Origin of the sequence: Erwinia rhapontici (assembly GCF_020683125.1) — a bacterium.
GTDB classification, from domain to species: domain Bacteria; phylum Pseudomonadota; class Gammaproteobacteria; order Enterobacterales; family Enterobacteriaceae; genus Erwinia; species Erwinia rhapontici.
This window is the reverse complement of the sequence record NZ_CP085627.1, coordinates 4688813-4711764: the sequence shown is the minus strand read 5'-3', so window position 1 is coordinate 4711764 and position 22952 is coordinate 4688813. Positions and strand designations below refer to the sequence as shown.

Below are 22952 nucleotides of genomic sequence, written 5' to 3'. Positions count from 1 at the left end.
GGCGGGAGTAATGAGAACGATGTGACAAAATACGGTATCACACCGTAATAGCTGATTTACTCTTGTTCCCTTCGCAGGTACTAACCTGATCAGGTTCCGCGGATCCCGAATTAACGGTCTCAGCCCTGGGGCACTCCGACAAGATATCGACTGGTTTTTCAGTCAACGTAAGGGTGAGGCATGCCTCGCCCTTACCCCTCAAGCATAAAGGGGCTTTTTGGAAACTACAAGAAATTCACATTCTGATAACGAATCAGGCAGGGCGAGCAAGCGAGCACGAGTTGGTAGCGCTTTGATTATCATCATTTTTTTCTAAAGCCAGCTTGATGAATTTATCCTCCAACGTAAATCGAGCCTCCAGCGCTTCACCGACTACCGATAATGCCCGCTGAAATTCAACGCAGTTATCATCATCGATGGCTGTTTCCAGATGCGAATCATAAATCTCCATTATCTGATCGGTATTGGCTTTTAAAGAGGGGTAGATTAACGACGCTTTCGCCAGTTGCTCGGTCCCTTCCAGTTCCTTGATAAAACGTTCGTAGACGGTGAAATGACCGGTGGAAAGGTAGTCCACCAGATGCTGGCAGAATGTATCCAGCGCGTTTTCATCGAGCGTCGTCAGCGTTTCCTTGTTAGGCTTAATGCCAGCCATTTGGTAATAGGTAACCAGCAACTGCTTGCGGGAGCGCAGGCAGAAGTCTACCAGCTCACTGCATCCGCCGACGCGCGCGGTGAGGACTTCTAACTGGTTAAGCATGTTCAACTCCGTGAATGTTATATTTTAACGTCTGACCTCAATCCAGTCTTTAAGCTGAGGATGATGAGCAAAATGGTGGAACAGGAAATTTTAAGCGTAGACGCTGGCTGGTGGCTTGTCAGCCAGGAACATAAAATTTGGTTACCAAAAGGTGAGCTGCCGCATGGTGATGCGGGCTCATTGGGCCTGACAGGGCGATCAGGGGCGCCGATTGGAGAGTGGCAGGGCGAGAAAGTGTGGCTGATCCGCGGTACGTATCCTCAGGATATGGGATCGCTACGCCAGTTGCTCGATCAAGATACGGGCCTGTTCCAACTTGCCGGACGCGGTATTCAGTTATCAGAATTCTATCGTTCACACCGTTGGTGTGGCTACTGTGGCCATGAAATGCACCCCAGCAAAACCGAATGGGCGTGTCTCTGCGGGCATTGCCGGCAGCGTTACTATCCGCAAATTGCACCTTGCATTATCGTGGCGATCCGCCGGGGCGAAGAGATTTTGCTGGCGCAGCATACGCGGCATCGTAACGGGATTTTCACGGTACTGGCTGGCTTTGTCGAGGTGGGCGAAACCCTTGAGCAAACGGTAGCACGTGAAGTGATGGAAGAAAGCAGCATCCGTGTGAAGAATCTGCGCTATGTCTCTTCTCAACCCTGGCCTTTCCCCCAGTCACTGATGATGGCGTTTATGGCCGACTATGCTGGCGGTGATATCAATATTGATCCAAAAGAACTGCTGTCTGCGGGGTGGTATCGTTACGATGCGTTGCCGCAGTTACCTCCAGCAGGAACGGTGGCTCGCAGGCTGATTGAAGACACTGTCGCAATATGTCGCGCAGAAGCCGAATAATACTGTTTTTAATGTTTTTTTCTGATAAAGATTTTTTAGCGATATATTCTCCTGGTTCATTTTTTGAGTCAGGAGAGTTATTGCTTTATTTAAATAATATAAACAAACACGACTTTATATTTGCAGTGAATTCAAATATCATTCCATGCCATAAACTGCGCCGCTTATCATAATAAAGAGTGGTTTCATTAAAAATGCTTAAAAAGTGATATTCCACCCGTTAATTTTACTGGTGTTTTCTTCTATTCACATTTATTTAATTCGGTGCTGCTTTCCAGAAATGACTTTCTGGTTAACGATGACGCGATCACGTCCTCAGCTTAATGATGACGTCAGCGGCTGAGTCTTGTGCATGAGGTTCCGTACGTTGTGAGTGAATACAATGTCTGAGACGAAAAAACAATGTTATCTGTGGGGAATCTGGTCTTGCTGGAGCATAAGTATACTTGCCTTTGCGCTATCAATAAGAACGACCTTATTAATTTCTCTGGGTGTTATGGTGTGCCTGATTATGCTGCTAGCTATCCCCTTTCTATACAATAAAAGGACGATTAAAAACGTGTTTAATTTCAATCGCAAGGCAGAGCCTCAGTCAAATGAGAATTTATCTTCACAGGTCAAGCTGGAACAAAATGTATCACCCCTTGCTCCTTCGTATGATGACAGTAATACGAAAGAAACAGTGATCTCTATTGGTACTGTATTACGGGGCGAAATGACCAACGAAAACAATATTTCAATCAATGGTGTTGTTGAAGGGGACCTGACCAGCCAGAAAATGACGCAGATTGGTAAGGAAGGTCAGGTTGTCGGAACAGTAAAGTCCGTTAAGCTGGTGGTCAATGGTCTGCTGAAAGGAAGCTGTTATGCCAGGACGGTTGTTATTATGTCGCGTGGCAGGATTGAAGGTGAAGTGTTCGCCACCGAGTTCTCCATTGAGAAAGGTGGGGTATTTATAGGAAATTCTCATCAGATTGAAGAGCCACAGTTGCCGGTGGAGAAGAAAGAAAAAAAACGGATGGTCACTATGGGCGACAGTTCACCTTCTCTTATCGCTGTTGAAAACACGCAGGGAAAAATCGATAGTTCACCAGGAAGAAATGTGGCGGCTGGCAATTAAAAGTAAGGGAAAGCTGTTGTTATTTCGCTAAATTTCATCTTTCCCCTGTCGTTGTTCACGATGCATTCAGGGGCGGGTGTGCCTGGTTAGCTCAATTTTTCGAGTGGTCGATCATCGTCAATTCCAATAAATGTTACACTAGCAGCCTGTATGGTGAGAGAGTCTCGTGATGAGTGAACTGAAGAACGATCGATATCTGCGCGCATTGCTGCGCCAGCCAGTGGATGTTACCCCGGTATGGATGATGCGTCAGGCCGGACGTTATCTGCCGGAGTACAAAGCAACTCGCGCTGTAGCCGGTGACTTTATGTCGCTGTGTAAAAACGCGGAACTGGCCTGTGAAGTTACGCTGCAACCTCTGCGGCGTTATGCGCTGGATGCGGCGATCCTGTTCTCCGATATCCTGACCATTCCCGATGCGATGGGACTGGGACTGTATTTTGAAGCAGGTGAAGGCCCACGTTTTTCCTCTCCTGTCACCTGCCGCGCTGACGTTGAAAAATTGCCTGTTCCTGACCCGGAGCAGGAGCTGGGTTATGTGATGAATGCGGTACGTACCATCCGCAAAAACCTCAACGGCGACGTGCCGCTGATCGGGTTTTCTGGCAGCCCGTGGACGCTGGCAACCTATATGGTGGAAGGCGGCAGCAGCAAAGCGTTTACCAAACTGAAAAAGATGATGTACGCCGAGCCGAAAACGCTGCATCTGATGCTGGATAAGCTGGCCGACAGTGTCACGCTGTATCTCAATGCTCAGATCCGCGCAGGTGCCCAGTCAGTGATGATTTTTGACACCTGGGGCGGCGTATTGACCGGACGCGACTACCTGGAGTTTTCGCTCCACTACATGCACAAAATCGTTGATGGTTTGCTGCATGAAAATGAGGGGCGCCGTGTACCCGTTACCTTGTTTACTAAAGGTGGCGGGCAATGGCTGGAAGCGATGGCCGCAACAGGTTGTGATGCGCTGGGCCTTGACTGGACAACGGATATTGCCGACGCACGTCGCCGTGTGGGCCATAAGGTCGCGTTGCAGGGCAATATGGACCCATCGATGTTGTATGCCGCTCCTGAGCGTATTGAGCAGGAAGTGGCGGGCATTCTTGAGGGCTTTGGTCAGGGCGAAGGGCATGTGTTCAACCTTGGCCACGGTATTCATCAGGATGTACCACCAGAAAACGCCGGTGTGTTCGTCGAGGCAGTGCACAAGCTCTCACGTCCTTACCACCAGGAGTAATCAGTTAGGGGAAAATATGGATATTGCAGCATTACGTGACGAGCAGCGTCAGCGTGCAGCGGACGTGAGATGTCAGGATGACTTTGATGTAATGCCTCCCCGCCTGATTGGTGGCGCAGATGTGGGGTTTGAACAGAGTGGTGCGGTGACACGCGCCGCCCTGGTGATTCTGGAATATCCCTCACTTCAGGTTATTGAGCATCAGGTGGCGCGTGTTGCTACGACGATGCCCTATATTCCCGGTTTCCTGTCATTTCGTGAAACACCTGCTCTGCAAGCGGCGTGGAAACAACTGTCCAATCATCCCGACCTGTTATTCGTTGATGGACACGGAGTGGCTCATCCCCGTCGTCTTGGCGTGGCCAGCCACTTTGGCCTGCTGGTCGACGTCCCTACGATTGGCGTGGCGAAAAAACGCCTGTGTGGAAAATTTGAACCTCCGGCAGCAGAACCGGGCAGTTGCCAGCCTCTGATGGACCACGATGAGTTGCTGGGCTTTGTGCTGCGCAGCAAGGCTCGCTGTAATCCTCTGTTTATCTCTCCCGGACACCGCGTAAGCCATGCAACTGCACTTGACTGGGTGCAGCGTTGTTTGCAGGGCTATCGTCTGCCTGAGCCTACGCGCTGGGCGGATGCTGTTGCCTCGCGCCGCACGGCTTTTACCGCGCTGTCCCGGGGTTAACCGTGCTGCCCTGTGGCTTTTCAGGTACACTGCGGCAAGTGCATTAATTCTGAGATCCCGATATGTTACGTAACCCGATTCATCTGCGGCTGGAAAAGCTGGAAAGCTGGCAGCACGTTACTTTTATGGCTTGTCTGTGTGAACGCATGGTGCCCAACTACCGTGCATTTTGCCAGCAAACCGGTTTTGGTGATGGCCAGCTTTACCGCCGTATTCTCGATCTTTTATGGGAAACCCTGGTGGTGAAAGACGCGAAAGTGAACTTTGACAGCCAGCTGGAAAAACTGGAAGAAGCGATCCCTTCAGCCGACGACTACGATCTGTATGGCGTTTACCCGGCAATTGATGCCTGTGTGGCGCTCAGCGAGTTGCTGCATTCTCGTTTGAGCGGTGAAACGCTGGTCCATGCTATTGCCGTGAGCGAGACGTCAATTACGACGGTGGCGATGCTGGAAATGACCCAGGCAGGTCGCGAAATGACCGAAGAAGAGCTGAAGGTGAATCCTGCCGTTGAAGAGGAATGGGACATCCAGTGGGAGATATTCCGCCTGCTCGCCGCCTGCGAGGACAGGGACCTGGAGCTGATAAAAGGGTTACGATCCGACCTGCGTGAATCCGGTATTAGTAACATCGGTATAAATTTTCAGCAGTAAGGCGACAAAACGTGACTTCAGGCCTGATTTGTAGCGCCTTTGGGCTTCACATTCGCCCCCAGTCTGGTCTACATTTGGGGGGCTGAAAAATGTGGCTATCGGTGCGTGTATGCAGGAGAGTGCCAGAATCTGGTTTTTCCCTCGCACTTGATGCTTAGCAAGCGATAAATACACTGTAAGGATAACTTATGAACAAGACTCAACTGATTGATGTAATTGCGGACAAAGCGGACCTGTCTAAGACCCAGGCTAAAGCTGCTCTGGAATCCACCCTGGCTGCGATTACTGAGTCTCTGAAAGACGGTGATGCTGTACAACTGGTTGGTTTTGGTACCTTTAAAGTTAACCACCGTGCTGAGCGTACTGGCCGCAACCCGCAGACTGGTAATGAGATCAAAATTGCCGCTGCAAACGTACCGGCATTTGTATCTGGTAAAGCACTGAAAGACGCTGTTAAGTAATCGTCTGACGGTGAAGAGTTTAAACAGGGGGGCGAATTCGCCCCTTTTGTTTATCTCTCTCCCTGCGTGGATCATTCCGTATCCTTTCACTGCCTGCTGCTCCTCCGCCATATCTCGACAAACCTCCGTTTACCCGCTAACGGTTTCTTCTGCTTTAGCGCTGTTGTGATACTCTTTTCGCATGAAACTGACTTCTGTAGTCCAACGACTCTCTCTTGGCATGCTAATTCTGTTAGCAGGCTGTAGTTCGCATTCTGATCTGCCGGACTTTACCGCCAGCGGCTATCTTGCCGATCGGGGTACGGTGCGCATCTGGCGTAAGAACCAGCACGAGCAGGTTTCACATCTGATGACGGTATATACCCCGTTTAATGGCGCCGCTACGGAAACCAGCGACTATCTCTGGCAGCAGGGCAAGTTGGTTTCGGTAGAACGTCATGTTATCGGTGATAAGCCTGACGATGTGACGCTGCGCTTTGACCAGGACGGCAGCCTGAGCTTTATGCAACGCCAGTTGTCCGGGCGGCGCGAAGCCCTCTCTGCGGATGAGATTGCGCTGTATCAGTTTGATGCCCAGCGGATGCTAAAAATCAGTGATGATTTGCTCTCAGGGAATGTATTGCTCAGGCAGGGTAGCTGGCAACAGGATGGCACAATCACCACCTGTCAGGGGAAAATAGTGCGACCTGAGCTGGATCAGACTGAGCTGGGTCGTATCGCTCGTCAGCAGCGAGACACGTCCGGCCCTGTGAGTATCGCCTGGCTGGAGGCTCCGGCAGGCACGCAGCTGCTGTTGGTGTCTGCCAGTGACTTCTGCAAGACGGAACCGAAAGAAGAGGGATTTTAAGCATAAAAAAAGGCGATCGTTGATCGCCTTGATGCTGAATCGGTCAAAGCGGATCGACGATCCGCTTCGATGCGTTATTTACGGTCTATCGCGCGGTAACCGATATCTTTACGGCAGAAGCTCCCTTTCCATGAGATCGGTTTGGCAAGCTCATAAGCACGTTTCTGTGCAGCAGCAACGTCTTCGCCCAACGCAGTAACGCAGAGAACGCGGCCACCATTGGTCACGACCAGCTCGTCCTGCAGTGTGGTGCCAGCATGGAACACTTTGCCATCCACCACTTCTTCCAGAGGCAGGCCATGGATCTGCTCACCGTTAACGTAATCTCCCGGGTAGCCGCCAGCGGCCAGCACCACACCCAGTGATGGACGGGGATCCCAGACTGAATCTTTTTCATTCAGTTTGCCATTAACGGCCGCCAGGCAAAGATCGACCAGATCGGATTGCAGACGCAGCATGATCGGTTGAGTTTCTGGATCGCCAAAGCGGCAGTTGAATTCGATCACTTTCGGCTGACCACTTTTATCGATCATCAGGCCTGCATACAGGAAGCCGGTATAAACATTCCCTTCACCCGCCATTCCGCGTACGGTTGGCCAGATCACTTCGTCCATCACACGCTGGTGGATTTCATCTGTGACCACGGGGGCTGGAGAGTAAGCGCCCATGCCACCGGTATTCGGCCCGGTATCACCATCACCAACGCGTTTATGATCCTGGCTGGTGGCCATTGGCAGCACGTTCTCGCCATCGACCATCACGATAAAGCTGGCTTCTTCGCCGTCGAGGAACTCTTCCACCACAATACGATGACCCGCATCGCCAAAAGCGTTGCCTGCCAGCATATCCTGAATGGCGTCTTCGGCTTCCTGCAACGTCATGGCCACAATCACACCTTTACCTGCCGCCAGACCATCGGCCTTGATGACAATCGGTGCGCCTTTCAGACGAACGTAAGCCAGAGCAGGCTCCACCTCGGTAAAGTTCTGGTATTCGCCGGTTGGGATCTTGTGGCGTGCCAGGAAGTCCTTCGTGAACGCTTTAGATCCTTCCAGCTGTGCAGCGGCCTGGGTTGGGCCAAAGATCTTCAGGCCGGCTGCGCGAAACGCATCTACTACGCCGATGACCAGCGGTGCTTCCGGGCCAACGATAGTCAGATCGATCTTCTCATCGCGGGCAAAAGCCAGCAGGGCAGGAATATCTGTCGGGCTGATCGCCACGTTTTGTAACGCAGGCTCCAGCGCGGTGCCCGCATTACCAGGAGCAACAAAAACGGTATCAGCCAGTGGAGACTGAGCGGCTTTCCAGGCCAGCGCATGTTCGCGGCCGCCATTACCAATCACTAAAATTTTCATCTGAAGCTCCGTAATTAATGGCGGAAGTGGCGCATGTCGGTGAAGATCATCGCAATGCCGTGTTCGTCAGCGGCAGCGATCACTTCATCATCACGAATCGATCCACCCGGTTGGATCACGCAGGTGATGCCAACCGCAGCAGCGGCATCGATCCCATCGCGGAACGGGAAGAATGCATCGGAGGCCATAGACGAGCCGTTGACTTCCAGACCTTCATCGGCGGCTTTGATACCGGCAATTTTGGCGGAGTAAACGCGGCTCATCTGGCCAGCGCCTATGCCGATGGTCATATTGTCACGTGCATAGACGATGGCGTTGGACTTGACGAACTTCGCCACTTTCCAGCAGAACAGCGCATCACGCAGTTCCTGCTCGGTAGGCTGACGCTGGCTAACCACGCGCAGCTGGCTTTCGTTTACCATTCCGAGGTCACGATCCTGTACTAACAAGCCACCGTTAACACGTTTGAAGTCCAGACCGGCGTGACGCTGCTGCCACTGGCCGCACGTCAGTACACGCACGTTCTGTTTCGCGGCAGTCACTTTCAGTGCGGCTTCAGTCGCAGAAGGGGCGATAATCACTTCAACGAACTGGCGGCTGATAATGGCCTGCGCAGTGGTTTCGTCCAGCTCGCGGTTGAAAGCAATAATGCCGCCGAAAGCAGACGTAGGGTCAGTTTTGTAGGCGCGCTCGTAGGCATCAAGAATTGAACCGCCAACTGCTACGCCACAGGGGTTAGCATGCTTGACGATGACGCAGGCTGGCTGGTCAAACTCTTTCACACACTCCAGCGCCGCATCGGTATCGGCGATGTTGTTATAAGAGAGTGCCTTGCCCTGGACCTGCTGTGCTGTTGCGACAGAAGCCTCGCTAACATTCTCTTCTATATAGAAGGCAGCATCCTGATGGCTGTTCTCACCGTAACGCATATCCTGCTTCTTAATGAAGTTCAGATTAAGAGTCCGAGGGAAGCGACCGGAAGGTTCAGTGGAGTCACCGTGATAAGCAGGAACCAGGCTACCGAAGTAGTTGGCGATCATGCTGTCATAGGCGGCGGTGTGTTCGAAGGCTTTAATCGCCAGATCGAAACGTGTGGACAGCGTCAGGGAGTTATCGTTGGCATCCAGTTCGGCAACGATGGCCTGATAGTCACTGCTCTTGACCACAATCGCCACGTCTTTGTGGTTCTTGGCGGCGGAGCGCACCATGGTTGGGCCACCGATATCGATGTTCTCAACCGCATCTTCCAGCGAACAACCTTCACGGGCAACGGTTTCGGCAAATGGATAGAGGTTAACGACGACCATATCAATCGGTGAGATGCTGTGTTCAGCCATGATGGCATCATCCTGACCGCGGCGTCCTAAAATGCCACCATGCACTTTCGGGTGCAGCGTTTTGACGCGTCCATCCATCATTTCCGGGAAACCGGTGTAGTCAGACACTTCAGTAACAGGCAGGCCGGCATCTGCCAGCATGCGTGCAGTGCCGCCAGTGGAGAGCAGCTCGACGCCACGTTGAGAAAGCGCCTGAGCGAATTCGAGGATACCGGCTTTATCAGACACGCTGAGCAGCGCGCGGCGTATAGGACGACGTTGTTGCATGATTTATCCCTTGGCTTTGGATCGCATATAAAGAGCGTTATATGAAGCTTAGACTTTCTCTTTCTTCTATATAGGAAGAAAACAGAGAGTAAGGTTCATGTAACGCCCCTGAAGGGGCTTCCGTTACGCGCGGGCATTGTAGCGAAAACGATTGCGCGATGCTCGTCAAAATTGTGGTCATACGACGAATGTGGATAAGTTTGTGCATAAGCGGGTATAAGCAGGGGTTTTGCTGGGGATTGCAGCAAACAGTCAAATTATCGCAAATTAGCCCTTGTCACCCGTCGAGAACTGCCTATAATGCGCAACCACTGAGACGGCACAACGGCTTACGGCCAGCGGCTCAGGAGGTTCAGGAAGCATCTGAACCGCCGGAAAAAACTTCTCAAAAAGAAGTTGACTCCGAAGGAGGAAAGCGTAATATACGCCACCTCGCAACAGGAAGCTTCGGCACTGATTGCACCGCTCTTTAACAATTTATCAGACAATCTGTGTGGGCACTCGCAGGATTGATATCAGTCACCTCCGGGTGACAAAAAAATATCAAGTCTTAAGAGTGAACACATAATGAAATTCATTATGACGTTTTACACTTGAGCATCGCTGCACTTGTTGCAGCAAATCGAACTTTTAATTGAAGAGTTTGATCATGGCTCAGATTGAACGCTGGCGGCAGGCCTAACACATGCAAGTCGAACGGTAGCACAGGGGAGCTTGCTCCTTGGGTGACGAGTGGCGGACGGGTGAGTAATGCCTGGGAAACTGCCCGATGGAGGGGGATAACTACTGGAAACGGTAGCTAATACCGCATAACGTCTTCGGACCAAAGTGGGGGACCTTCGGGCCTCACACCATCGGATGTGCCCAGGTGGGATTAGCTAGTAGGTGGGGTAATGGCTCACCTAGGCGACGATCCCTAGCTGGTCTGAGAGGATGACCAGCCACACTGGAACTGAGACACGGTCCAGACTCCTACGGGAGGCAGCAGTGGGGAATATTGCACAATGGGCGCAAGCCTGATGCAGCCATGCCGCGTGTATGAAGAAGGCCTTCGGGTTGTAAAGTACTTTCAGTGGGGAGGAAGGCGATGAGGTTAATAGCTTCGTCGATTGACGTTACCCGCAGAAGAAGCACCGGCTAACTCCGTGCCAGCAGCCGCGGTAATACGGAGGGTGCAAGCGTTAATCGGAATTACTGGGCGTAAAGCGCACGCAGGCGGTCTGTCAAGTCGGATGTGAAATCCCCGGGCTCAACCTGGGAACTGCATTCGAAACTGGCAGACTAGAGTCTTGTAGAGGGGGGTAGAATTCCAGGTGTAGCGGTGAAATGCGTAGAGATCTGGAGGAATACCGGTGGCGAAGGCGGCCCCCTGGACAAAGACTGACGCTCAGGTGCGAAAGCGTGGGGAGCAAACAGGATTAGATACCCTGGTAGTCCACGCCGTAAACGATGTCGACTTGGAGGTTGTGCCCTTGAGGCGTGGCTTCCGGAGCTAACGCGTTAAGTCGACCGCCTGGGGAGTACGGCCGCAAGGTTAAAACTCAAATGAATTGACGGGGGCCCGCACAAGCGGTGGAGCATGTGGTTTAATTCGATGCAACGCGAAGAACCTTACCTGGCCTTGACATCCACGGAATTCGGCAGAGATGCCTTAGTGCCTTCGGGAACCGTGAGACAGGTGCTGCATGGCTGTCGTCAGCTCGTGTTGTGAAATGTTGGGTTAAGTCCCGCAACGAGCGCAACCCTTATCCTTTGTTGCCAGCGAGTAATGTCGGGAACTCAAAGGAGACTGCCGGTGATAAACCGGAGGAAGGTGGGGATGACGTCAAGTCATCATGGCCCTTACGGCCAGGGCTACACACGTGCTACAATGGCGCATACAAAGAGAAGCGACCTCGCGAGAGCAAGCGGACCTCATAAAGTGCGTCGTAGTCCGGATCGGAGTCTGCAACTCGACTCCGTGAAGTCGGAATCGCTAGTAATCGTAGATCAGAATGCTACGGTGAATACGTTCCCGGGCCTTGTACACACCGCCCGTCACACCATGGGAGTGGGTTGCAAAAGAAGTAGGTAGCTTAACCTTCGGGAGGGCGCTTACCACTTTGTGATTCATGACTGGGGTGAAGTCGTAACAAGGTAACCGTAGGGGAACCTGCGGTTGGATCACCTCCTTACCTGAAGATACCTTCCCGCGTAGTGTCCACACAGATTGTCTGATAGAAGAAATGAGCAAAAGTCACACCAGAGTCCCCATCGTCTAGAGGCCCAGGACACTGCCCTTTCACGGCTGTAACAGGGGTTCGAATCCCCTTGGGGACGCCATACCGGTAACGAAGTGAAAGTCGTTATCACCCAGTATCTCAAAACTGATTATGCCGTAAGGCGAGTCACGTTTGAGATATTTGCTCTTTAACAATCCGGAACAAGCTGAAAATTGAAACGACATGTCGTTTTCATTCTCCGTAATAAGAATGAAATTAACGATATGTTCGAGTCTCTCAAATGCTTACAACAGCAATGTGTTCTTCGGGACGCTTGTGGGTTGTGAGGTTAAGCGACTAAGCGTACACGGTGGATGCCTAGGCAGTCAGAGGCGATGAAGGGCGTGCTAATCTGCGATAAGCGTCGGTAAGGTGATATGAACCGCAACAACCGACGATACCCGAATGGGGAAACCCAGTGTGTTTCGACACACTATCATGTCATGAATACATAGTGGCATGAGGCGAACCGGGGGAACTGAAACATCTAAGTACCCCGAGGAAAAGAAATCAACCGAGATTCCCCCAGTAGCGGCGAGCGAACGGGGAACAGCCCAGAACCTGAATCAGTTTGTGCATTAGTGGAAGCGTCTGGAAAGTCGCAGGGTACAGGGTGATACTCCCGTACACAAAAATGCACCTACTGTGAGTTCGATGAGTAGGGCGGGACACGTGACATCCTGTCTGAATATGGGGGGACCATCCTCCAAGGCTAAATACTCCTGACTGACCGATAGTGAACCAGTACCGTGAGGGAAAGGCGAAAAGAACCCCGGCGAGGGGAGTGAAACAGAACCTGAAACCGTGTACGTACAAGCAGTGGGAGCCTACTTGTTAGGTGACTGCGTACCTTTTGTATAATGGGTCAGCGACTTATATTCTGTAGCAAGGTTAACCGTATAGGGGAGCCGCAGGGAAACCGAGTCTTAACTGGGCGTTAAGTTGCAGGGTATAGACCCGAAACCCGGTGATCTAGCCATGGGCAGGTTGAAGGTTGGGTAACACTAACTGGAGGACCGAACCGACTAATGTTGAAAAATTAGCGGATGACTTGTGGCTGGGGGTGAAAGGCCAATCAAACCGGGAGATAGCTGGTTCTCCCCGAAAGCTATTTAGGTAGCGCCTCGTGAACTCATCTTCGGGGGTAGAGCACTGTTTCGGCTAGGGGGCCATCCCGGCTTACCAACCCGATGCAAACTGCGAATACCGAAGAATGTTATCACGGGAGACACACGGCGGGTGCTAACGTCCGTCGTGAAGAGGGAAACAACCCAGACCGCCAGCTAAGGTCCCAAAGTCATGGTTAAGTGGGAAACGATGTGGGAAGGCACAGACAGCCAGGATGTTGGCTTAGAAGCAGCCATCATTTAAAGAAAGCGTAATAGCTCACTGGTCGAGTCGGCCTGCGCGGAAGATGTAACGGGGCTAAACCATGCACCGAAGCTGCGGCAGCGATACGCAAGTATTGTTGGGTAGGGGAGCGTTCTGTAAGCCGTCGAAGGTGAACTGTGAGGTTTGCTGGAGGTATCAGAAGTGCGAATGCTGACATAAGTAACGATAAAGCGGGTGAAAAGCCCGCTCGCCGGAAGACCAAGGGTTCCTGTCCAACGTTAATCGGGGCAGGGTGAGTCGACCCCTAAGGCGAGGCCGAAAGGCGTAGTCGATGGGAAACAGGTTAATATTCCTGTACTCGGTGTTACTGCGAAGGGGGGACGGAGAAGGCTATGTTAGCCGGGCGACGGTTGTCCCGGTTTAAGCGTGTAGGCTTGAGTTCCAGGCAAATCCGGAACTCTTTAAGGCTGAGGCGTGATGACGAGGCACTACGGTGCTGAAGTAACAAATGCCCTGCTTCCAGGAAAAGCCTCTAAGCATCAGGTAACATTGAATCGTACCCCAAACCGACACAGGTGGTCAGGTAGAGAATACCAAGGCGCTTGAGAGAACTCGGGTGAAGGAACTAGGCAAAATGGTGCCGTAACTTCGGGAGAAGGCACGCTGTCGGTAGGTGAAGGGACTTGCTCCTGGAGCTGAAGGCAGTCGAAGATACCAGCTGGCTGCAACTGTTTATTAAAAACACAGCACTGTGCAAACACGAAAGTGGACGTATACGGTGTGACGCCTGCCCGGTGCCGGAAGGTTAATTGATGGGGTTATCCGCAAGGAGAAGCTCTTGATCGAAGCCCCGGTAAACGGCGGCCGTAACTATAACGGTCCTAAGGTAGCGAAATTCCTTGTCGGGTAAGTTCCGACCTGCACGAATGGCGTAATGATGGCCAGGCTGTCTCCACCCGAGACTCAGTGAAATTGAACTCGCTGTGAAGATGCAGTGTACCCGCGGCAAGACGGAAAGACCCCGTGAACCTTTACTACAGCTTGACACTGAACATTGAGCCTTGATGTGTAGGATAGGTGGGAGGCTTTGAAGCGTGGACGCCAGTCTGCGTGGAGCCAACCTTGAAATACCACCCTTTAACGTTTGATGTTCTAACCTGGCGCCGTGATCCGGCGTGGGGACAGTGTCTGGTGGGTAGTTTGACTGGGGCGGTCTCCTCCTAAAGAGTAACGGAGGAGCACGAAGGTTAGCTAATCACGGTCGGACATCGTGAGGTTAGTGCAATGGCATAAGCTAGCTTGACTGCGAGAGTGACGGCTCGAGCAGGTGCGAAAGCAGGTCATAGTGATCCGGTGGTTCTGAATGGAAGGGCCATCGCTCAACGGATAAAAGGTACTCCGGGGATAACAGGCTGATACCGCCCAAGAGTTCATATCGACGGCGGTGTTTGGCACCTCGATGTCGGCTCATCACATCCTGGGGCTGAAGTAGGTCCCAAGGGTACGGCTGTTCGCCGTTTAAAGTGGTACGCGAGCTGGGTTTAGAACGTCGTGAGACAGTTCGGTCCCTATCTGCCGTGGGCGCTGGAGAATTGAGAGGGGTTGCTCCTAGTACGAGAGGACCGGAGTGAACGCACCACTGGTGTTCGGGTTGTCATGCCAATGGCATTGCCCGGTAGCTAAGTGCGGAAAAGATAAGCGCTGAAAGCATCTAAGCGCGAAACTTGCCTCGAGATGAATTCTCCCTGGGTCCTTGAGACCCCTGAAGGGACGTTGAAGACTACGACGTTGATAGGCCGGGTGTGTAAGCGCAGCGATGCGTTGAGCTAACCGGTACTAATGACCCGTGAGGCTTAACCTTACAACGCCAGAAGCGTTCTGGTGGCGTTAGAGAGACGCAAAAGAGATTTTCAGCTTGTTACCGGAATTAAGTCCGAAGGATTTTGCGCTGTGACAAGGCGGCCAGTGAAGTGAGGGAAGGAGCATACATAAGTATGTGACTGAGCTTACGAGCGCAGGCAACGCAGTCAGAGCACAAAAGACACAGGACAGAGCACAAAGAATTTGCCTGGCGGCTTTAGCGCGGTGGTCCCACCTGACCCCATGCCGAACTCAGAAGTGAAACGCCGTAGCGCCGATGGTAGTGTGGGGTCTCCCCATGCGAGAGTAGGGAACTGCCAGGCATCAAACGAAGAAAGAACCCCGACCGAAAGGCCGGGGTTTTTTTCGTCTGCGATTTAATCATTGCCATGTATGTCCCCTATTTAGAACAAAATCAGAACGTTAATAGTTGCTGAATCGAAGCAATCCTCCTCTGCATTGCCTGTTTCCTCACCACTAATGAGTCGATCGTTACTCTATACTGAGCAATGAGATGAAACATTTTCAATAATCGGATGAGTACTCGACATTCGTGCAGAGGCACGTTATCTTTGGCTGTCTGGATGTCTAAACGTATAAGCGTATGTAGTGAGGAAGCAGGTCATGCCGATCAGGGTACCCGATGAATTACCAGCCGTAAGTTTTTTGCGCGACGAGAACGTCTTTGTTATGACGTCCACGCGTGCCAGCACGCAGAATATTCGCCCGCTGAAAGTGCTGGTACTGAATTTGATGCCAAAGAAGATCGAAACTGAAAACCAATTTTTGCGTCTGCTTTCTAACTCCCCGCTGCAGATCGACATCCAGCTACTGCGCATCGACAGCCGCGAGTCACGCAATACGCCATCGGAACATCTGAATAACTTCTACTGTAATTTCGAAGACATTCAGAATGATAACTACGATGGACTGATCGTGACAGGTGCCCCGCTCGGGCTGGTCGACTTCTGCGATGTCGCGTACTGGCCGCAAATCCAGAAGGTTTTGCACTGGGCAAAAGAGCACGTGACTTCCACGTTATTTGTCTGTTGGGCGGTACAGGCGGCACTGAATATTCTGTATGGCATTCCAAAACAGACCCGCGAAAACAAATTATCAGGTGTGTTTGAGCATCAAATCTTACATCCTCACGCACTGTTAACACGCGGCTTTGACGATACCTTCCTGGCGCCACATTCACGTTATGCTGACTTCCCCACTCAGCTACTGCGTGACTATACTGACCTGGAAATTTTTGCTGAGTCGGACCAGACCGGTGCATATCTGTTTGCCAGCAAAGACAAACGCCTGGCCTTTGTCACCGGCCATCCTGAATATGATGCACTGACGCTGTCCGGTGAATTCCACCGTGATTTTGATGCGGGCCTGAATCCGGAAGTGCCCTTTAACTACTTCCCGAATGACAACCCGGCATTGCCACCGCGTGCCAGCTGGCGTAGTCACGGTAACCTGCTGTTCTCCAACTGGCTGAACTACTACGTATACCAGATCACACCGTTCGATCTGCGTCATATGAACCCAACACTCGAGTAAACACTCCCCCTGTTCTGTTACCAGGTGGATCATCGATCCACCTTAAACACCGCCCACTCCCCCCTCTCTCATTTTGCTGAATCCAGTCACCCGATCGCGATCTCATTATTCTGTGAAAACAACTTCCTGTTGATTTGTAATTTTAATTACATATAAATCAATTCATTGAGTTCATATTGAGTTTAAAATGGAAATAGTTTTTGATTTTGAAATTTAACTGATGCTATTTTGATCCTGCAGTTCAAAGATTGTTCAAAGAAGATCGCCGGGTAACACATTGCATACCCGGTAGCATCGATGACAGGAGCAAACAGATGACACAGCAGGTAATTAGCAGGGAACTGGCCTTCCAGCGCGCATTTGGTGAGGATGAACAGCAGATTCTCACCGATGAAGCCGTCGATTTTCTTAGCGATCTGGTGGTGAAGTTCACGCCGCGCCGCCAGGCACTGCTATCAGAACGTGCACGGATACAGTGCCGGATTGATGGGGGAGAGATCCCATGTTTTATTTCGGAAATGGATTCCATTAAAAATGGCGAGTGGACAATCCGCGGTATTCCAGCAGATTTGCAGAACCGCAGAGTCGAGATCACCGGCCCGGTAGAGCGCAAGATGGTCATCAATGCGCTCAATGCTAACGTGAATGTGTTTATGGCTGACTTTGAAGACTCGTTGGCCCCTGCATGGGACAAAGTGATCGCCGGACAGATCAATCTGCGCGATGCGATCAACGGCACCATCAGCTACACCAATGAGGCCGGGAAGATCTATCAGCTGAAGCCCGATCCGGCAGTACTGATCTGCCGTGTTCGCGGCCTGCACCTGCCTGAAAAGCATGTCACATGGCGCGATGAGCCGATCCCGGGCAGCCTGTTTGATTTTGCGCTCTACTTTTTCCACAACGTGAATGCGCTGCTGGCAAAGGGAAGCGGGCCTTACTTCTATCTGCCGAAAACCCAGTCGTATCAGGAAGCGGCCTGGTGGAGTGATGTGTTCAGCTACACCGAAGATCGTTTCGATCTCCCGCGTGGGACGATCAAAGCGACCTTGCTGATCGAAACCTTACCGGCCGTTTTCCAGATGGACGAGATCCTCTGGCACCTGCGCGATCATATTGTTGGCCTGAACTGCGGCCGCTGGGATTACATCTTCAGCTACATCAAAACCCTGAAAAATCATCCCGATCGTGTTTTACCCGATCGCCAGTCCGTGACGATGGATCAGGGTTTCCTGGATGCGTATTCACGCCTGCTGATCAAAACCTGTCACCGGCGCGGCGCGTTCGCGATGGGGGGAATGGCAGCGTTTATTCCCAGCAAAGACGCAGAGCGCAATCGGTGGGTGCTGGACAAAGTACAGGCCGACAAACAGCGTGAAGCGGCTAACGGTCACGATGGCACCTGGATTGCTCACCCCGGTCTGGCCGATACGGTGATGACCATTTTTGACCAGGTGCTGGGTGAACGTCCAAACCAACTCCAGGTGATGCGTGAACAGGATGCAGACATCACCGCAGAACAGTTGCTGGCCCCCTGTGCGGGTGAGCGTACTGAAGAGGGTATGCGCGCCAATATTCGGGTGGCTGTGCAGTACATCGAAGCCTGGATCAACGGCAACGGCTGCGTGCCTATCTATGGACTGATGGAAGATGCCGCCACCGCTGAAATCTCACGTACCTCAATCTGGCAATGGATTCATCACCGCAAAACGCTGCAAAGCGGTGAAGTGGTCACTGAAGCCCTGTTCCGCAAGATGCTGACAGAAGAGTTGCAGGTGATCCGGCAAGAGCTGGGTGACTTACGCTATCACGAAGGGCGCTTCGATGAGGCCGCTTCACTGATGGAACGCATTACCACTGAATCCGAACTGGTTGAGTTTCTGACTCTGCCGGGCTACCGCTTACTTCCCTGAACCCTGACAAGGAGCTCCATCATGACTTCTCGTACCCAACAGATTCAGCAGACAGAACAATCCTGGCGCGATGCACGCTGGGATGGCATCACCCGTCCGTACAGCGCTGAAGAGGTGGTCAAACTGCGTGGCTCGGTTAACCCGGTCTGTACGCTGGCCCAAAATGGAGCAGAAAAACTCTGGGCGCTGCTTAATGGCGGCGCAAAGAAAGGTTATATCAATAGCCTGGGCGCACTGACGGGCGGGCAGGCACTGCAACAGGCGAAAGCGGGGATTGAGGCGATCTACCTCTCCGGCTGGCAGGTGGCGGCCGATGCTAACCTCGCCGCCAGCATGTACCCGGACCAGTCGCTGTATCCGGCTAACTCCGTCCCGTCGGTGGTGGAACGCATCAATAACACCTTCCAGCGTGCCGATCAGATTCAGTGGTCATCGAATATTGAGCCTGGCGATCCGCGCTATGTGGACTATTTCCTGCCGATCGTGGCCGATGCGGAAGCCGGATTTGGCGGCGTACTCAATGCCTTTGAACTGATGAAGTCGATGATTCAGGCCGGCGCAGCGGGCGTGCACTTTGAAGACCAGCTGGCATCAGTGAAGAAGTGCGGCCATATGGGCGGCAAAGTGCTGGTGCCGACTCAGGAAGCGATTCAGAAACTGGTGGCTGCACGTCTGGCGGCTGATGTGATGGGCGTGCCTACGGTGTTGATTGCCCGCACGGATGCGGATGCAGCAGACCTGATCACCTCCGACTGCGATGATTATGACCGTGAATTTATTAGCGGAGAACGCACACCGGAAGGTTTCTTCCGCACCCATGCCGGTATTGAGCAGGCGATCAGCCGGGGTCTGGCGTACGCACCTTATGCTGATGTGATCTGGTGTGAAACCTCAAAGCCAGATCTTGAGCAGGCGCGGCGCTTTGCCGAAGCCATTCACGCGCGCTTCCCCGGTAAACTGCTGGCCTATAACTGCTCGCCGTCATTTAACTGGAAGAAGAACCTCGACGACAACACCATTGCCCGCTTCCAGCAGGCGCTGTCAGAGATGGGCTACAAATACCAGTTCATTACCCTGGCGGGCATCCACAGCATGTGGTTCAACATGTTCGACCTCGCACAGGCTTACGCACAGGGGGAAGGCATGCGCCACTATGTAGAGAAAGTACAGCAGCCGGAGTTTGCCGCGATTAAACAGGGCTACACCTTCTCCTCGCATCAGCAGGAGGTCGGAACGGGATACTTTGATCATGTCACCACCATCATCCAGGGCGGGGTGTCATCGGTGACGGCACTGACGGGATCGACGGAAGAAGAACAGTTCTGATCCTGGGTCGGGCATGCCCTACCCCTACACGTATCCGGGGCATGTCCGACCCGACACGTATCCCGGGCATGTCCGACCCGACACGTATCCCGGGCATGTCCGACCCGACACGTATCCCGGATATGTCCGACCCGACACGTATCTCGGGCATGTCCGACCCGACACCTATTCTGGGCCTGTCCGACCTCCACAGACTTCTGTAGGGGACGGGCATGCCCGTCCCTTCTTCATGCTGACGCCTGAGGTGAATCATGCCGATACTGGAAACCCTGATTGCCCGCACCATCCTGCAGGGATTTGACGCGCAGTATGGACGTTTTCTGGAAGTCACTGGCGGGGCGCAACAGCGTTTTGAACAGGCCGACTGGCAGGCGGTGCAACTGGCGATGAAAGCGCGTATCCATCTCTACGATCACCATGTGGGTCTGGTGGTAGAACAGCTGCGCTGTATTACCGCCTCGCAGTCGGAAGACCGTGATTTTTTGCAACGGGTAAAGGCCATCTACACCGATTTGCTGCCGGACTACCCGCGTTTTGAAATAGCCGAAAGCTTCTTTAATTCCGTCTACTGCCGTCTGTTCAGCCACCAGGCTCTGACGCCGGAACGACTGTTTATCTTCAGTTCACAACCAGAGCAGCGATTTCGCACCATTCCACGCCCACTGGCAAAAAACTTCAGTGCGGCCGATGGCTGGCAGCCTTTGCTGAGCCGTTTACTGCACGATCTGCCGTTGCGCCTGCCTTGGCAGGATATGGCGCGAGATATCCAGTATATCATTGCGCATCTGCGGGAAAACTTTAGCGCCAGTGAGCTGCAACAGGCGAATTTACAGGTCGCCAATGAACTGTTTTACCGGAATAAGGCTGCCTGGCTGGTTGCCAAACTGCGCACGCCTTCAGGAGTCTGCGCCTTCCTGCTGCCGATTCACCGCAGTGACGAAGGCACATTGTTTATTGATACCTGCCTGACGCGCAACCGTGAGGCCAGCATCGTCTTTGGCTTCGCCCGCTCCTACTTTATGGTGTATGCCCCGTTGCCTGCAGCGCTGGTTGAATGGCTGCGTGAGATCCTGCCGGGCAAAACCACGGCTGAACTCTATATGGCGATTGGCTGCCAGAAGCATGGCAAAACCGAAACGTATCGCGAATATCTCCACTATATGACCGCAACAACCGAGCAGTTTGTCGTGGCGCCCGGCGTACCAGGGCTGGTGATGCTGGTGTTTACCCTGCCGGGCTTTGATCGGGTATTTAAAGTGATTAAAGATCGCTTTGCGCCGCAGAAAGAGGTGACGCCAGAGCGGGTGCGTCAGTGCTATCAGCTGGTCAAAGAGCATGACCGCGTGGGCAGAATGGCGGATACCCAGGAATTCGAAAATTTTGCTATCGAAGAGAAGCGCATCAGCCCGGCGCTGCTGGCGCTGCTGGAGCAAGAGGTGCCGGAGAAATTGCAACGGAACGGGGAGATGCTGACCATCAGCCATCTGTATATGGAACGGCGTATGACCCCGCTTAACCTGTGGCTGGAGCAGGCCAGTGCGCAGCAACGACGAGAGGCGATAGAAGAGTACGGAAATGCGGTGAAGCAGCTGGCGGCGGCCAATATCTTCCCTGGCGATATGCTGTATAAAAATTTTGGCGTCACCCGTCACGGGCGGGTGGTGTTCTATGACTACGATGAAATCAGCTATATGACTGAAGTGAACTTCCGCGATATCCCCGCCGCACGCTACCCGGAAGATGAATTAAGCCACGAGCCCTGGTACAGCGTGTCGCCAGAAGACGTGTTTCCGGAAGAGTTTCGTCACTACCTGTGCGCCGATCCGGCCATCGCCACACTGTTTGATGAAATGCACGCGGAGCTGTTTCACGCCGACTTCTGGCGCGGGCTACAGCAGCGTATCCGCGCGGGTCACATTGAAGATGTGTTCGCCTACCGCCGCCGCCAGCGCTTCAGTCAGCGTTATCGTTCACTGCAAACGGCAGGTTAGCGCGATCCGCCGTATTCACAGGTGATCTCTTTCGCCGCTTTGATCACCAGTGCACCGATTTCGGTAACACGGTCGTCGGTAATGCGTGAGATCGGGCCGGAGATGGAAATCGCTGCGAAAGGTTCGCGGTGTTCGTCGTAGATGCAGGCGGCAATGCAACGCAGACCCAGCGCGTGTTCTTCATCATCAAACGAATAACCGGCCTTGCGTACCTGCGCAAGATTCTCTTTCAGGCTGTGTGGTGACATCAACGTTTTCGGCGTGTAGTGATGTAGCCCCTGACGATGCAGTAGTTCGCTCACCTGCTTATCATCAAGGTTGGCGAGAAATGCCTTACCTGCACCGGAGGCGTGCATCGGCAGTTTGCCGCCAATCGGCGCTGACATGCGCATTAGCTGAGTGCATTGCACCTGATCGATAATCACCGCCTGGTGATCGCTGATGTCTAACACCGCCAGATTCACCGTTTCGCCGGAGGCCTCCATCAGTGTGCGTAGCATCGGATGGACCAGTGCCAGCAGGTTACGGCTTTGCAAAAAGCTACTGCCGACCACAAACGCGTGCGCCCCAATAGTCCACAGCCCTAAATCCCCGACCTGCCGCACAAATCCCTGTTGCTGCATAGTGGTCAACAAGCGATGTGTGGTGGAGTTAGGTAACCCGGCCTGCTGTGCCAGTTCAGTGAGCGCCACATTACCGTGGGACTCAGCAATAAATTCCAGCAGCTTCAGACCACGGGTTAACGACTGAACCTGCCCGGCAGGCGCAGCAGTAGATGCAGCGGCGGCACGCGGCTTCTTGCCGCGTTTCACGACGACGGGGGTGACCATACCTGACTCCTTTTTGCGCATTATGGAAATCATTTTCGTTCTATACCCGTCATACTTCAAGCTGCTTCTGCGTTGGCTGCTCTCACTCACCCGAATCACTTACTCCAGTAAGCTCATCGGGATTATGAGCTTCATTTTATGAAGCTCACCCTACGGGCAAGCGTAAACGCTGTTCAAAATGGCCGTTGGCCAATTTGTCATTCGTTGGCCGCCTTGAAGCAACTCGAATTATTTAGGGTACTTACCGTCATACTTCAAGCTGCTTCTGCATTTGTCATCAGACTGAAAATGTCTCACCTGGCATCACTGTTACCGGC

General features: G+C 52.8%; 15 protein-coding genes, 1 tRNA gene, 3 rRNA genes and 1 riboswitch. Of the genes, 15 read left to right on the top strand and 4 right to left on the bottom strand.

All coding sequences use genetic code 11. From position 1 onward, the window contains the following. Positions 1 to 49: 49 nt before the first annotated feature. Positions 50 to 148: riboswitch (TPP riboswitch) on the bottom strand. Between the two features lie 105 nt (positions 149 to 253). Then, complete coding sequence (gene rsd / locus LJN55_RS21690; protein WP_227535271.1) at positions 254 to 760, bottom strand: sigma D regulator; 507 nt, start codon at positions 758 to 760, stop codon at positions 254 to 256. 75 nt (positions 761 to 835) lie between these two features. Here rsd and nudC point away from each other — a divergent pair, with 75 nt between their 5' ends. The 7 genes from nudC to LJN55_RS21655 all read left to right on the top strand — a co-directional run bounded on the left by nudC (position 836) and on the right by LJN55_RS21655 (position 6609). After that, positions 836 to 1609 (top strand): NAD(+) diphosphatase, encoded by a 774-nt coding sequence (nudC, locus tag LJN55_RS21685; protein WP_227536427.1) that lies wholly within the window; start codon positions 836 to 838, stop codon positions 1607 to 1609. Between the two features lie 382 nt (positions 1610 to 1991). Further along, positions 1992 to 2729, top strand: coding sequence for a bactofilin family protein (locus tag LJN55_RS21680; RefSeq protein WP_133846991.1), 738 nt, complete (start codon positions 1992 to 1994; stop codon positions 2727 to 2729). 169 nt (positions 2730 to 2898) lie between these two features. Beyond that, positions 2899 to 3966: a uroporphyrinogen decarboxylase gene (gene hemE / locus LJN55_RS21675; protein ID WP_133846990.1), complete on the top strand. Its 1068-nt coding sequence runs from the start codon at positions 2899 to 2901 to the stop codon at positions 3964 to 3966. Between the two features lie 16 nt (positions 3967 to 3982). Beyond that, complete coding sequence (nfi, locus tag LJN55_RS21670) at positions 3983 to 4648, top strand: deoxyribonuclease V (protein WP_159338611.1); 666 nt, start codon at positions 3983 to 3985, stop codon at positions 4646 to 4648. A gap of 62 nt (positions 4649 to 4710) precedes the next feature. After that, on the top strand, positions 4711 to 5301 hold the full coding sequence (locus LJN55_RS21665; RefSeq protein WP_133846988.1) for a YjaG family protein: 591 nt from the start codon (positions 4711 to 4713) through the stop codon (positions 5299 to 5301). A 188-nt stretch (positions 5302 to 5489) separates the two neighbouring features. Then, complete coding sequence (gene hupA / locus LJN55_RS21660) at positions 5490 to 5762, top strand: nucleoid-associated protein HU-alpha (protein ID WP_133846987.1); 273 nt, start codon at positions 5490 to 5492, stop codon at positions 5760 to 5762. A gap of 220 nt (positions 5763 to 5982) precedes the next feature. Beyond that, positions 5983 to 6609 (top strand): DUF1481 domain-containing protein, encoded by a 627-nt coding sequence (locus LJN55_RS21655; RefSeq protein WP_407647766.1) that lies wholly within the window; start codon positions 5983 to 5985, stop codon positions 6607 to 6609. 74 nt (positions 6610 to 6683) lie between these two features. Here LJN55_RS21655 and purD read toward each other — a convergent pair whose 3' ends face one another. Next, a complete protein-coding gene (gene purD, locus LJN55_RS21650) occupies positions 6684 to 7964 on the bottom strand; it encodes a phosphoribosylamine--glycine ligase (protein ID WP_227535269.1) in 1281 nt (426 codons plus the stop codon). A 14-nt stretch (positions 7965 to 7978) separates the two neighbouring features. Then, positions 7979 to 9568, bottom strand: a complete 1590-nt coding sequence (gene purH / locus LJN55_RS21645) for a bifunctional phosphoribosylaminoimidazolecarboxamide formyltransferase/IMP cyclohydrolase (protein ID WP_171149970.1) — start codon at positions 9566 to 9568, stop codon at positions 7979 to 7981. Between the two features lie 631 nt (positions 9569 to 10199). Here purH and LJN55_RS21640 point away from each other — a divergent pair. The 8 genes from LJN55_RS21640 (at position 10200) to aceK (ending at position 21805) form a co-directional block, all read left to right on the top strand. Continuing rightward, positions 10200 to 11742 (top strand): 16S ribosomal RNA (locus LJN55_RS21640). Positions 11743 to 11814: 72 nt separating this feature from the next. Beyond that, positions 11815 to 11890 (top strand) — tRNA-Glu (locus LJN55_RS21635). A 226-nt stretch (positions 11891 to 12116) separates the two neighbouring features. After that, positions 12117 to 15022 (top strand): 23S ribosomal RNA (locus LJN55_RS21630). A gap of 206 nt (positions 15023 to 15228) precedes the next feature. Beyond that, a 5S ribosomal RNA gene (rrf, locus tag LJN55_RS21625) occupies positions 15229 to 15344 on the top strand. The 16S, 23S and 5S rRNA genes sit together here with 1 tRNA gene alongside, the layout of an rRNA operon. A 301-nt stretch (positions 15345 to 15645) precedes the next feature. Next, positions 15646 to 16575, top strand: a complete 930-nt coding sequence (gene metA / locus LJN55_RS21620) for a homoserine O-acetyltransferase MetA (RefSeq protein WP_133846944.1) — start codon at positions 15646 to 15648, stop codon at positions 16573 to 16575. A gap of 314 nt (positions 16576 to 16889) precedes the next feature. Further along, the gene (gene aceB, locus LJN55_RS21615; RefSeq protein WP_227535268.1) at positions 16890 to 18488 is read left to right on the top strand and encodes a malate synthase A; all 1599 of its coding nucleotides are present in this window, start codon (positions 16890 to 16892) and stop codon (positions 18486 to 18488) included. A gap of 21 nt (positions 18489 to 18509) precedes the next feature. Then, positions 18510 to 19814, top strand: coding sequence for an isocitrate lyase (gene aceA / locus LJN55_RS21610; protein WP_133846946.1), 1305 nt, complete (start codon positions 18510 to 18512; stop codon positions 19812 to 19814). Positions 19815 to 20065: 251 nt separating this feature from the next. Further along, positions 20066 to 21805, top strand: a complete 1740-nt coding sequence (gene aceK / locus LJN55_RS21605) for a bifunctional isocitrate dehydrogenase kinase/phosphatase (RefSeq protein ID WP_159336732.1) — start codon at positions 20066 to 20068, stop codon at positions 21803 to 21805. Here the strand turns inward: aceK and iclR are convergent. Beyond that, positions 21802 to 22635: a glyoxylate bypass operon transcriptional repressor IclR gene (gene iclR, locus LJN55_RS21600; protein ID WP_227535267.1), complete on the bottom strand. Its 834-nt coding sequence runs from the start codon at positions 22633 to 22635 to the stop codon at positions 21802 to 21804. The genes aceK and iclR overlap by 4 nt on opposite strands. Between the last annotated feature and the right edge of the window lie 317 nt (positions 22636 to 22952).

Coding starts and splice junctions, on each gene's coding strand:
- rsd (WP_227535271.1), bottom strand. CDS start 760: ATGCTTAACCAGTTAGAAGTCCTCACCGCGCGCGTCGGCGGATGCAGT.
- LJN55_RS21680 (WP_133846991.1), top strand. CDS start 1,992: ATGTCTGAGACGAAAAAACAATGTTATCTGTGGGGAATCTGGTCTTGC.
- hemE (WP_133846990.1), top strand. CDS start 2,899: ATGAGTGAACTGAAGAACGATCGATATCTGCGCGCATTGCTGCGCCAG.
- nfi (WP_159338611.1), top strand. CDS start 3,983: ATGGATATTGCAGCATTACGTGACGAGCAGCGTCAGCGTGCAGCGGAC.
- LJN55_RS21665 (WP_133846988.1), top strand. CDS start 4,711: ATGTTACGTAACCCGATTCATCTGCGGCTGGAAAAGCTGGAAAGCTGG.
- hupA (WP_133846987.1), top strand. CDS start 5,490: ATGAACAAGACTCAACTGATTGATGTAATTGCGGACAAAGCGGACCTG.
- LJN55_RS21655 (WP_407647766.1), top strand. CDS start 5,983: ATGCTAATTCTGTTAGCAGGCTGTAGTTCGCATTCTGATCTGCCGGAC.
- purD (WP_227535269.1), bottom strand. CDS start 7,964: ATGAAAATTTTAGTGATTGGTAATGGCGGCCGCGAACATGCGCTGGCC.
- purH (WP_171149970.1), bottom strand. CDS start 9,568: ATGCAACAACGTCGTCCTATACGCCGCGCGCTGCTCAGCGTGTCTGAT.
- metA (WP_133846944.1), top strand. CDS start 15,646: ATGCCGATCAGGGTACCCGATGAATTACCAGCCGTAAGTTTTTTGCGC.
- aceB (WP_227535268.1), top strand. CDS start 16,890: ATGACACAGCAGGTAATTAGCAGGGAACTGGCCTTCCAGCGCGCATTT.
- aceA (WP_133846946.1), top strand. CDS start 18,510: ATGACTTCTCGTACCCAACAGATTCAGCAGACAGAACAATCCTGGCGC.
- aceK (WP_159336732.1), top strand. CDS start 20,066: ATGCCGATACTGGAAACCCTGATTGCCCGCACCATCCTGCAGGGATTT.
- iclR (WP_227535267.1), bottom strand. CDS start 22,635: ATGGTCACCCCCGTCGTCGTGAAACGCGGCAAGAAGCCGCGTGCCGCC.